Below are 12,776 nucleotides of genomic sequence, written 5' to 3' on the forward strand. Positions count from 1 at the left end.
GTGCGCCCGACATGCCAAAAACACCCTCGGTTATAACCAGTATACCGCCACCGGTTTGCTCAACCATACGCTGGGCTCGTTCCAGTTGTTTTTCAAAGCTTTCTATATCGTTATGCTTATACACAAAGCGTTTGCCCATGTGCAGGCGCACACCATCAACAATACAGGCATGTGATTCGGCATCGTAAATAATTACGTCGTTACGGTCAACTAATGCATCTATGATAGATACCATCCCCTGGTAGCCGTAATTAAGCAGGAATGCAGCCTCTTTACCCACAAATGCGGCAAGGTTGTTTTCCAGTTCCTCGTGATGTTTGGTATTGCCCGACATCATCCTGGCGCCCATTGGGTAGGCCATGCCATAATCGGCAGCGGCTTGCGCATCGGCCTCGCGTACTTCGGGGTGGTTGGCCAGGCCAAGGTAATTATTAAGGCTCCAAACCAAATGGCTTTTACCTTTAAACATCATGTGCGGGTGTATCTCGCCTTCCAGATGCGGAAAGGAGAAGTAGCCATGCGACCACTTTTGGTGCTGCCCGATAGGGCCGCCCATATTTTTGCTTATCTTATCAAACAGATCCAAAATGTATATTCTTAGTATAAATGTTATGCAAATATAGCTCTTAGTAAAAGTGCGAACCTAAACTTTATCAATTATGATATAGCTATAACAAAAAAGCCCCTGCATTGTTGCTAGGGGCTTCGTATTTGGGTTCAGATCAATTAGTCAACATTGTCGTGTAGAAAAGAATTGTTGTTCCTGATCTCTGTTTTGCCTTCGCTATCTGGCAGTAAAGAGAATCGTGATACCTGGCTTTCGTCAGACGCAGGGGTTTGCTGCAAGGCAATTTCTTTACGTTTATAAGCAGGGATATTCTCCAGCTCCTGGATGTTGCCGTTACGCAGCTTCATGCTCAGGTCTTTTAAACGCATAATACGCTCGCGCGATTTGCGCAATTGCTCTTCTATTGATTCGTCTGTTTTATTCTCGTCGGCATTAACAACTTCTGGTTCCGGCTCCGGCTCAGGTGCTTTTACTTCGGCTACGACCGGTTCAAAGTTCATCACGGTTTCGGTAACCTTAAACGTAAACTCAGATGGTTCGTTTTCTTCAACAGATGGTACTTCTTCGTTCAGGTCGTATTTGATGATATTTTTATCAGCAGCGTCCTGCTCTTCGGCGCGGGCAAACAGGTCAAACAAACCGGTTTGTTTTGGCTCGTCCTTCAGTTTCATATATGGGCTGGCATCCATTTCGGCATCAGCTTTAACCGGGGTAATAAATTCATTTACCGGTTTTACCAATGGCTCGCTCTCTGGCACCAGCATTGATACCACTTTTTTGTTGCTGTTCTCTTTTTCGCGCTCGTCTTTAGTTTGGAAACCTGTAGCTATAATAGTTACAGATAGTTTTTCGCCAAGGTTTTCATCAACGCAGTTACCCCATATAAGGTCGGCAGCCAAACCGGCTTCTTCCTGTATATAATCGGTAATAATGCTTACCTCATCCATGGTAACCTCTTTAAGGCCCGAACTGATGTTCAGCAGGATGTAACGTGCGCCTTCAATTTCATTATCTTTCAACAATGGTGATGACAAGGCACCTTCCACTGCTTTTAAAGCGCGGTTTTCACCTTCGGCAGTGCTGCTACCCATGATAGATACACCACTGTCTTTCATTACCGTACGCACATCTTTAAAGTCGACGTTTATATAGCCAGGCAGTGTAATGATCTCTGCAATACCTTTTGCGGCCGTGGTTAAAATATCATCGGCCTGGCCAAAAGCAGAACTCATGGTTAGGTTACCAAATATCTGGCGCAGCCTGTCGTTTGAGATCACCAGGAAAGAATCTACATATTTTTTCAACTCTTCCATACCGGCATCGGCCTGCATTTTACGGCGTTTGCCTTCAAATGAGAAGGGGGTTGTAATGATACCTACAGTAAGGATATCAAGTTCGCGCGCGGCTTTGGCAATAATAGGGCTTGCGCCTGTACCGGTACCACCACCCATACCTGCTGTAATGAACAGCATTTTGGTGTTTGAGCCAAGCATTTGCTTAATATCGTCGATATTTTCGATCGCCGAGTTTTTACCTACCTCGGGGATAGAGCCCGCACCCATACCTTCGGTTAAGCTTGCGCCTAACTGTACTTTATTGGGTATAGGGCTTAACTCAAGCGCCTGTGCATCGGTGTTACAAATAATGAAATCAACACCGGTGATCCCTTGCCTGTACATATGGTTTACTGCGTTACCGCCGCCACCGCCAACACCAATTACTTTGATGATAGACGATTTTTCCTTTAACATCTCAAACTGCATAATCCTTATTTTCAGCTATATGTATTCTGATGAATAGATAGATTTTCTTAATGTAATATTAACTCTTTTTCCACAAGGTTTTTCCACAAATGTGTACAATGTGGAAAAGTTTACGGATGTGGATAAATTAGCACTTCCGGTCATTTTTACATCCTCGCGAGTTTACTCACCCGGTCTTTGCTGCGCTCGACCACCCTCTCTTCGCTGCGCGGAAAGAGGGTTTTGCTCATATTCTCACCCTCTTTGCGAAGCAGAGAGGGTCGCCAGCGAAGCGTAGCGGGGTGAGTTACTTTTCTCCTATTTCAAAAAGTCCTCGTCTTTGATATCATCCTTAATAAATTTCTTACCCGATTCCAGTATTTTACCTAACAAACCAAATTTGCGGTCGTCGGTGTATTTTACTTTTTCTGCTTTAACCGCTGCGGCAGGTGTTTGTACAACATCGTTATACTCCATTTTCTGGATACCTTTTATCAACAGGCCTATACCTGTTGCAAACGTTGGGCTTTGCAGGTCTTCGTATATATTTTTCGGCAAAAACTCATTTTTGGCCAAATGCTCGTTAGGGTAACCTACGCGGCAATCTAAACCGGTTACGTATTCTATTAACTGGGTTAGGTGTTTTAACTGCGCCCCGCCACCGGTTACCACAATACCTGCAATCAGTTTCTTTTCGTAGCCGGATGATTTGATCTCGTAGTACACATGCTCTACAATTTCTTCCATACGCGCCTGGATCACAAAAGCCAGGTTTTTAACCGAGATCTCTTTTGGTTCGCGGCCGCGCAAGCCCGGTACGCAAACTATTTCGTTCTCTTTGTTTTCTTCTGCTAAAGCAGATCCGAACCTTACTTTCAGTTGCTCGGCAATATTGCGCATTACTGAGCAACCCTCGCGGATATCCTCGGTTACGCTGTTACCGCCAAATGGGATAACCGCTGTATGGCGAATAATACCTTCGTGGAATATGGCCACATCTGTTGTACCACCACCTATATCTACTAAAACAACACCGGCTTCTTTTTCTTCGTCGCTCAACACAGATTCCGACGAAGCTAAAGGCTCCAGTATAAGCTCCTGGCTTTCCAGCTGAGCTTTGTTAACGCATTTTACAATGTTTTTTATAGCGGTTACCTGGCCGGATATGATATGGAAATTTGCTTCCAAACGTACGCCTGCCATACCAATCGGGTCTTTTACACCCGGCTCGTTATCAACCGTAAACTCCTGCGGTAATACATGGATGATCTCCTCGCCCGGAGGCATCACCAGGTTGTACATATCTTCAACCAGCTTATCAATATCCTTGCGGCTTATTTCAGAGCTCAGATCTTTACGGGTAATTAAACCACGATGCTGCAAGCTTTTTATATGCTGACCGGCTATACCTACGTTTACTATCCTGATCTCGACGTTTGATTGCGTACCCGCGATATCAACCGCCGCTGTAATACCCTGTACGGTTTTATCAATATTTGATACCATACCACGCGTAACCCCTGCCGACTCGGCTTTACCTATACCCAATACCTCTATTTTGCCGTTTTTGCTCCTGCGGCCAACTATCGCGCAAATTTTAGTGGTTCCAATATCAAGGCCTACTACAATTGGCGAACTCTTTTCTTGTGTTGAACTTTTGTCCATATACTTAGTTTTTAATAGATGTCTTCTCTTTTGTGTCTTCTAATACCGGCATCGCATCACTCTTAGCCGTGGTATCCCGTTTAATTTCCGCGCGTTTTAATGAATCGGCCATAAACTGTTTATGCCGTTTGATGGAGTCGAGCAAGGTTTCGTTCCTAACCCCTACCACCTGGTTCATGTATTTAATGTTGATCAGTTTATAAGCATCCCACCCAACCAAAGGCAAAGCCTGCTTATAAAATACTTTTAAGTTGTTAAACTTTGTTGCCAGCGAATCGGCATTACCCAACAATATGCGTTGGTTACCTACGCGCGGCACCAGTTCTATCTCATGATCCTGGTTGATGTACAATTGCGCTATCTGCGCATCCCAAAGCGAATCTTTCCGGATAAAGTCGGCTGTTTTAAAGATATCTTTTGCCAAAGCCGTATGTAACGAATCTACCTTGTTGGCAAAAAGTTCATCTATATAACCATTAACCGCCAGCACACGTGCTGTAAAGTTTTGCGATAGCGGCATCTTCAATCCGTGCTCATCCACATAAAAATCCTGGTCGAACCGGTTCATGATACGCAGGATAGGCTGGCGCTGGCTTACCTCAACCTGTAGTACACCGTCCATATCCATATATACCGTGGCAAACTCCACAAATGGGTTTATCTTCAATTTGTTCTCCAGCGCGTGTATATCAATATTCTCGATCCGGCGACCTATCAGCGTATGACTGGTAGTTTGCAGGATATTATCAACTTCCTGCCTGTCTATAAAATACTGGTTGCCGGGTATAAAAACATTCACCTTTTTGCAAACCAGCTCGGCTTTTTTAACCTCAATGAAACTCATAAGCACCACCAGGCCTGCCAGGCTAATAAGCCAGCCAAAACCAATAAGCAGCGGTTTCCATATGCGTTTCTTAAACATTATCTAATACTTGTTTTAAGGGTAAAACCAAAGTATCAATATCGCCCGCGCCTACTGTTAAAAGCAGTTCGGGTTTTTCATTCTGTACTATCTCAATACTTTCCTGCTTGCCGCACTTGCGCTTGTTGGCCAGGTGCATTTTACCTAATATCATTTCGCTATCCACCCCTTCAATAGGCAGTTCGCGGGCCGGGTAAATATCCAGCATCAGTAACTCATCGGCCATATCAAGCACCTCGGCAAAGCCATCGGCAAAATCGCGGGTACGGGTAAATAAATGCGGCTGAAAAATAACCGTCAGCTTTTTAGTTGGATAAAGCCTTTTTACCGATGTTATGGCTGCCCTTAACTCTTCGGGATGATGCGCGTAATCATCAATATAAATGTGATTGTCGTTCTTTACGATGTATTCAAAACGGCGCTTTACTCCTTTAAAAGAACCCAGTGCCTCATGGATGGCATCAGCAGAAACCTCTACATGCAGGGCTGCTTCAATAGCAGCAACAGCATTTTCTATATTATGCAAACCTGCAATACCCATTTTTATATTGGGGATACTGGTTTTGCTATCATTAAAATCAAAGTAGAAGTTACCTTCTTCTATCCGCACATTGGTTGCCATAGCCTGAGCCTGCTCGTTCATGGCATAAATAAGGCCATCGCCCAGGGGCAGGCCTTTATGGTAAATAAGCGTACCGCCCTGCTTTAACTGCGAGGCGAAAAGCTTAAACGATTCTTCCAGTTGGGAATGGTCGCCGTAAATATCCAGGTGATCGGCATCCATGGATGTAATGATGGCGATATCCGGGTGTAGCGTCAGGAACGACCGGTCGTACTCATCGGCTTCAACCACCATAATGTTATTATCGCCATAAAGCACATTGGTTTGGTAGTTGGATGATATACCACCCAAAAACGCAGAGCAATTGTTACCTGAGTCTTTCAGGATGTGCGCTATCATGCACGATGTAGTGGTTTTACCATGCGTACCGGCAACAGCAATAGTGTACATGCTTTTGCTGATGATACCCAACACCTGCGAACGCTTGTAAAGGTCGAACCCTTTACGGCGGAAATAGTTCAGGATCTCAGAATCTTTCGGGATAGCGGGGGTGTAAATGATCAGTGTGCCTTCGTCATTATTCTGAAAGCTCATCGGGATCCAGTCCTGCCTGTCTTCAAACACCACGCAGATGCCTTCGTTATGCAGGTCATCGGTTAGTGGTGTGTGGGTTTTATCATATCCGCAAACAACACAGCCTAAATGATGGAAATAGCGCGCAAGGCCACTCATGCCTATGCCGCCAATCCCTACCAGGTAAACTCTTTTTATGTTGTTTAATTCCATTTTCTGTTTCAAAAAAGGCTATCCTCCCGATATACAGGAGGATTAGCCATCTAATTGTTGTTTGTTATTTGGATAACCTCTTTTGCAATAACGTCATCGGCATCGGGCAGGGCCAGTTTGCCAATATTATTGCTTAATGTTTTTTGTAAATCATTATCATTTAAAAGTGCAAGCACTTTATCTACCAGTTTTGCTTCGGCGTCCCTGTCGGCCACAAACAAGGCGGCATTTTCCTGTACCAGCGCCAGCGCATTTTTGGTTTGGTGGTCTTCGGCTACGTTTGGCGATGGTACCAATATCACCGGTTTTTTAATCACGCACAGTTCGGCTATGGTGCCAGCCCCTGCCCTTGATATGATCACATCGGCAGCGGCATAAGCCAGGTCCATGCGGTTTAAAAACTCCACTACGCAAACATCAGGATGGTAATCAATGCCCAATTGCTCTACTACTGTTTTATAATAGAACTTACCTGTTTGCCATATCACCTGAACATCCGCAGCTGCAAGCTTTTCAATACCTGCCAGTATACTGTTATTTAACGTACGCGCCCCAAGGCTGCCTCCGGTTATCAGCACCGTTTTTTTGAACGACGACAGCTTATACAACTCCAGCGCCTGCATATGTTTACCGGCAATGTTCACCGAATCTTTACGGATAGGGTTACCGGTTTTGATGATCTTATCGAACGGGAAAAATTTCTCCATCCCGTCAAACGCTACGCAGATCTTTTTTGCCTTGGCACCTAACCATTTATTGGTGATACCCGCATACGAGTTTTGCTCCTGTATCAGCGTTGGTATCCCCCGTAACGATGCTGCGTATAGCAACGGCCCTGATGCATAACCACCTACGCCAACCGCAGCATCGGGCTTAAAATCTTTTATAATTTTAATGGCCTTGCGTACACTGTTCAGCAGTTTAACCGGGAACATCACATTCTTCCAGATGGATTTACGCTGGATGCCCTGTATATCTAATCCTATTATTTTATAACCGGCCGCCGGAACCTTTTCCATTTCCATACGCCCACTGGCACCAACAAACAATATCTCGGTATCCGGATCAAGCTTTTTCAAAGCATTGGCAATAGCAATAGCCGGGAAGATATGCCCCCCTGTACCGCCGCCGCTTATGATGATCCTTTTTGCCATTTTTAAAATACCTTTTATTCTTATGTCTTGACTCTTATATCTTGCTTCTCTATTTAAGCTGCTACACTTATTTCGCCCACTACAACCTTCTTTGGTTCGTCTATATCCCTACTAACTGATAATATTATACCAAACGCCACACTTGTAAATAATATGGATGTACCACCCATACTTACCAGCGGCAATGGCACACCTGTTACCGGCCCCAGCCCTACTGCTACCGCCATATTGGCAAATGCCTGTATGGTTAGGCTAAAGCTTAGCCCTGCGGCCAGCAGGGCCCCAAGGCCTTGGGCGCTTTTGTTACAATTTTTATACACCGGTATAGCAGGAACAGGTAAATTGCTATCAATATCACCCCTCCAAATAAGCCGTACTCTTCTATAATGGTCGAGTAAACAAAATCCGAATACGGGTGAGGCAGTATATTACGCTCGGTACTGTTGCCCGGGCCTTTGCCAAAAAACCCGCCTGTTGCTATGGCAATTTTCGAGTGGTCGGCCTGGAACGATTTATCCGGGTCGGCCTTATCAGGATGCATAAACGTGTTTATACGGGTTAAGTACATGTGGCGGCGCGGGCCTAACAACATAATACCTGCCAGCAACATTACACCTGCAACACAAACTACCGCTATTTGTTTAACACTTATACGCCCCATAATAAGCAGTAAAATACTTACCCCAAACAGCATTAAAGCGGTTGAAAGATTTGCCCATGCTATTAATGCAAACACCACACAAACCGAGCCCATAATTGGGATAAAGGAGTTTTTTACATCTTTTATATTCTCCTGCTTACGCGATAGCGTACGTGCCAGGTAGGTTATCAATGCCAGCTTTGCCAAATCGGATGTCTGGAAGGTTAAACCTGTTCCGGGAATGGCTATCCAGCGGCTTGCCTCGTTGATGTGGCTACCAAAAAACAATGTGTACAACAACAACGGAATGGTTATCACCATCAATATTTTGGAGATACCGGCGTAATACCGATAATCTAACAGGTGCGAAAAATACATCAGTGCAATACCGCCTATTATCATAAACAGGTGCTTCATCAGTATCAGCTCCGCTGCTTTACCCTGTTTATAGGCGAGCGTACCCGTTGAGCTATATACAGCAAGTAATGACAGCACAGACAGCAGTATGACGATAAGCCATATCCAGCGGTCCCCTTTTACGTTACTGAGTATCTGATTCATATTATTTTTGTGATTACACCGATTTTATTGTGATTTCACCGATTGTTATAATTCTTTAACTGCGTCTTTGAATTGACGACCGCGATCCTCATAGTTCTTAAACAGGTCGAAACTTGCGCAGGCAGGCGATAGCAATACGGTATCTCCTTTTTCGGCCAAATGATAAGCTACCTGTGCAGCCTCAGCGGCCGATGCTGTGTTCACTATCACTTCTACATCATCCTCAAAAGCATCATGGATGCGCTTGTTATCTTTACCTAAACAAACTATGGCTTTTACCTTTTGCTTAACTAATTGTTTAAGCATACTGTAATCATTACCCTTATCAACACCGCCCAATATTAAAACAACATCGGTGGTCATGCTCTCCAGCGCGTACCAGGTAGAGTTTACATTGGTAGCCTTAGAATCGTTAATGAAGCTAATGCCCGATATTTTACCCACCGACTCCAGCCTGTGTTCAATATTTCGGAAGTTACCCATACTCTCCCGCATCGTTTCGTTGCGTAACTCAAGCACTTTGGCTACGATACCCGAAGCCATAGAATTGTAGATGTTGTGCTTTCCCTGTAGGGCCAGTTCGTTTATTGACATTTGAAAATGTTGTTGGTGTACGTTTATAATTAGGTTATCCTGATCGAGGTATGCTCCCTCGCCAATCTTCTTTTGTATAGAGAATGGCAGTTGCTGCGCTGCTATCTCTTTTCCTTCCATTACTTTTATTGTTTCGGTATCATCCGCGCAATAAATAAAATGGTCGGTGCCGGTTTGGTTCTGCGTTATCCTGAATTTGGATGCCGCGTAATTCTCCAGCTTGTATTCGTAACGGTCAAGGTGATCTGGGGTGATGTTTAACAGCACCGCTATATCCGCCCTGAATTTGTACATGCTATCCAGCATAAAGCTGCTTATCTCCAGCACGTAATATTCAAAATTTTCGGTAGCTACCTGGTAGGCAAAGCTTTTACCAATATTACCGGCAAGGCCTACATTTAAGCCCCCGTTTTTAAGGATATGATAAGTAAGGCTGGCGGTAGTTGTTTTACCGTTTGAACCTGTTATGCATATCATTTTAGCATCTGTATAGCGCCCGGCAAACTCAATCTCGGATATCACCGGGATGTTATTTGCAACCAGCGTTTTCACTATCGGCGCCTTATCGGGTATGCCCGGACTTTTTATCACCTCGGCAGCCTTTAAGATCTCGTCTTCGGTATGGCCGTTCTCTTCAAACCTTACGTTCCAGTCTTTTAATTGCTGTTTGTAATGATCGGCAACGGGCCCAAAGTCCGACACGAACACATCATATCCCTGCTGCAGGGCAAGGTATGCCGCCCCAACGCCGCTTTCGCCGGCGCCAAGTATGGCAAGCCTTACCCCTTCCGTCCCCTGAAGGGGAAGCTTTTGATTGGGTATGTTATTAGATGTGTTCACTATTCTTTGTCTTGTGTCTTGATTCTTATCTCTTGATTCTTTATCTTAACTTCAGCGTTATCACCGTTATAATCGCCAGGAAGATGCAGATGATCCAGAAGCGGGTTACGATCTTGGATTCGTGGAAACCTTTCTTTTGATAATGGTGATGCAGCGGCGCCATCAGGAAGATCCTGCGGCCTTCGCCATATTTACGTTTGGTGAACTTAAACCAGCCCACCTGCATAATTACCGACAGGTTCTCTACCAAAAACACGCCGCATAATACCGGAACCAGCAACTCCTTACGAATAATAATAGCGAATACAGCTATGATACCGCCTATAGCTAAACTGCCGGTATCGCCCATAAATACCTGCGCCGGGTAAGAATTGTACCACAAAAAGCCAACGCATGCACCTACAAAGGCACCGGCAAAAATCACCAGCTCGCCCGAGTTGGGTATATACATAATGTTCAGGTAATCGGCTATCATGGTGTTACCAGATACGTAGGCCAATATGGCCAGTGTTAACCCGATAATTGCTGAAGTACCCGTTGCCAGCCCGTCAATACCATCGGTAATATTTGCGCCGTTTGATACCGAAGTAATGATAACGATAACAAAAACCATAAATACAAGCAAAGCATAATGCTCATACCCGGGGCCAATAAACTTTAATACTTTAGCATAATCAAACTCGTTGTTCTTGTAAAAAGGCATGGTTGTTTTAGTCGATTTTACATCCTGCGTATAAACGGGCTTATCGCCACGCATATGAAAATCAACCGGCACATCATACTTAACAGGCAGTTTAACTTCCTGCCTGATGGTAATGTTGGTATGGAAGTACATCGTCCACCCGATGATGAGCGCCAGACCCACCTGTCCGGTTATTTTAAACTTGCCGGCAAGCCCTTCCTTATTCTTTTTAAATACTTTAATATAATCATCCAGAAAGCCTATTAAACCCAGCCAGATGGTAGTAACCAGCATCATGATGATATATATATTATCGAGCTTGGCAAACAACAACGTAGGTATAAGTATCCCTAAAATGATAATGATACCACCCATTGTAGGCGTACCAGATTTTTGCATTTGTCCTTCCAGCCCCAGGTTACGTACAGTTTCGCCAACCTGTTTAAAGCGCAGGTAATCTATCAGCCTGCGGCCGTAAACCGTTGTAACCAGTAACGACACTATTACCGCCATAGCCATCCGGAACGTGATGTACTGAAATACACCTATCCCGGGGATACTGTAATTTTTACTCAGATAGCTAAATAGATAATATAGCATCGGCTTTTTTTTAATTCAGTTCTTTAAATTGTTCAAGCAACTCTTCCATATCATCAAAATGGTTTTTCACGCCATTTATCTCCTGGTATTTTTCATGGCCCTTACCGGCAAGCAGTATAATATCGCCCGGCTGCGCAAACATGCAGGCCGTTTTAATAGCCTCGCGCCTGTCGGCTATACTTACAGTATGGCGTTTAAAGGCAGGGTCTATCCCTTCTTCCATATCTTTTATGATCTGGGCGGGGTCTTCGGTACGCGGGTTGTCTGATGTAAGGATCACCTTGTCGCTCCATTCGGTAGCAACCTTTGCCATAATAGGTCGTTTGGTTTTGTCCCTGTCGCCCCCGCAGCCAATTACGGTTATTACTTTTTCGCTTCCCTTACGGATGTCATGAATAGTGCTCAGCACATTCTGCACCGCATCCGGGGTGTGGGCGTAATCAACAATTCCTATTATTTTATTTGGCGATACAATGTATTCAAACCTGCCTTCGGCACCGGTTAATTTGCTCAGGCTTACCAATACTTTCGATTTATCCTGCTCCAGCAATAAAGCCGCCGAGTAAACAGCCAAAAGGTTATAAGCATTGAATGTACCTACCAGTTTAAACCAAACTTCTTCGCTATCAATATTTAGCAGCAGGCCGCCAAACTGGTTCTCAATAATACGGGCCTTATAATCGGCCATGCTTTTTAAACCATAAGTTTTTTTGTGAGCCGGTGTATTTTGCAGCATCACATTACCATTTTTATCATCGCTGTTGGTAAGTGCGAACGCGCTTTTTGGCAGGGTATCAAAAAATGCCTTTTTAGCCTTCAGGTAGCTCTCAAATGTTTTATGGTAATCCAAATGATCATGCGTAAGGTTTGAGAAAATGCCGCCCGAAAACTTCAACCCTTCAATACGATGTTGTGCTATAGCGTGCGAACTTACTTCCATAAAGCAATAATCGCAGCCTTCGTCAACCATATCGCTCAGTAGTTTATTCAAAGCAACCGGATCAGGCGTGGTATGGGTTGACGGTATAACGCGGCCATTCACCTGGTTCTCTACTGTTGAAAGTAAACCACATTTATAACCCATATCTCTAAACAGCTTATAAAGCAGTGTAGCAATAGTGGTTTTACCGTTTGTACCGGTAACACCAACCAGTTTTAGGTTTGATGACGGGTTCTCGTAAAAATTAGCGGCAATGGTCCCCAAAGCCTTGGCCGAATCGGCAACCATTAAAAAATCAACCTCGGTAGCGGTATGCGCAGGCAGCTCTTCGCAGATAATGGCTATTGCTCCATCTTTTATGGCCTGGTCAATATAATCATGCCCATCAACGGCGGTACCTTTTACGGCCACAAACATGCAGCCCGGCACCACCCGGCGCGAATCAAAAACAATTGCAGATATCTCCACATCGGCACTTCCCTGTAATTCGGTAAATGCCACCCCCTCTAATATATCGCTC

9 protein-coding genes and 1 pseudogene are annotated in these 12,776 nt (G+C 44.5%); all 10 read right to left on the reverse strand.

The window, feature by feature from the left end:
- On the reverse strand, positions 1-586 hold a 586-nt coding region (locus tag WC615_RS19245; protein ID WP_372979695.1), incomplete at its 3' end, for an aminotransferase class I/II-fold pyridoxal phosphate-dependent enzyme.
- A gap of 140 nt (positions 587-726) precedes the next feature.
- Entirely contained in the window at positions 727-2,331 is a 1,605-nt protein-coding gene (gene ftsZ, locus WC615_RS19250) for a cell division protein FtsZ (protein ID WP_372979696.1), read from the reverse strand.
- A gap of 297 nt (positions 2,332-2,628) precedes the next feature.
- Complete coding sequence (gene ftsA, locus WC615_RS19255) at positions 2,629-3,975, reverse strand: cell division protein FtsA (RefSeq protein WP_191177478.1); 1,347 nt, start codon at positions 3,973-3,975, stop codon at positions 2,629-2,631.
- A 4-nt stretch (positions 3,976-3,979) separates the two neighbouring features.
- Complete coding sequence (locus tag WC615_RS19260; protein ID WP_372979697.1) at positions 3,980-4,897, reverse strand: cell division protein FtsQ/DivIB; 918 nt, start codon at positions 4,895-4,897, stop codon at positions 3,980-3,982.
- Positions 4,890-6,245, reverse strand: a complete 1,356-nt coding sequence (gene murC / locus WC615_RS19265) for a UDP-N-acetylmuramate--L-alanine ligase (protein ID WP_372979698.1) — start codon at positions 6,243-6,245, stop codon at positions 4,890-4,892. Before murC ends, WC615_RS19260 begins: the two co-directional genes overlap by 8 nt.
- Before the next feature lie 50 nt (positions 6,246-6,295).
- Complete coding sequence (gene murG, locus WC615_RS19270; protein ID WP_372979699.1) at positions 6,296-7,399, reverse strand: undecaprenyldiphospho-muramoylpentapeptide beta-N-acetylglucosaminyltransferase; 1,104 nt, start codon at positions 7,397-7,399, stop codon at positions 6,296-6,298.
- Between the two features lie 53 nt (positions 7,400-7,452).
- Positions 7,453-8,600, reverse strand: a pseudogene (locus WC615_RS19275) (FtsW/RodA/SpoVE family cell cycle protein).
- Between the two features lie 45 nt (positions 8,601-8,645).
- Entirely contained in the window at positions 8,646-10,034 is a 1,389-nt protein-coding gene (gene murD / locus WC615_RS19280; protein ID WP_372979700.1) for a UDP-N-acetylmuramoyl-L-alanine--D-glutamate ligase, read from the reverse strand.
- Positions 10,035-10,074: 40 nt separating this feature from the next.
- Positions 10,075-11,316 carry a phospho-N-acetylmuramoyl-pentapeptide-transferase gene (gene mraY / locus WC615_RS19285; RefSeq protein ID WP_372979701.1) on the reverse strand — a complete coding sequence of 414 codons (1,242 nt, stop codon included), beginning with the start codon at positions 11,314-11,316 and terminating at the stop codon, positions 10,075-10,077.
- 10 nt (positions 11,317-11,326) lie between these two features.
- Entirely contained in the window at positions 11,327-12,769 is a 1,443-nt protein-coding gene (locus WC615_RS19290; RefSeq protein ID WP_372979702.1) for a UDP-N-acetylmuramoyl-L-alanyl-D-glutamate--2,6-diaminopimelate ligase, read from the reverse strand.
- Positions 12,770-12,776 lie beyond the last annotated feature (7 nt).

The sequence above is a fragment of the Mucilaginibacter sp. genome (assembly GCF_041663085.1).
Taxonomy (GTDB): domain Bacteria; phylum Bacteroidota; class Bacteroidia; order Sphingobacteriales; family Sphingobacteriaceae; genus Mucilaginibacter.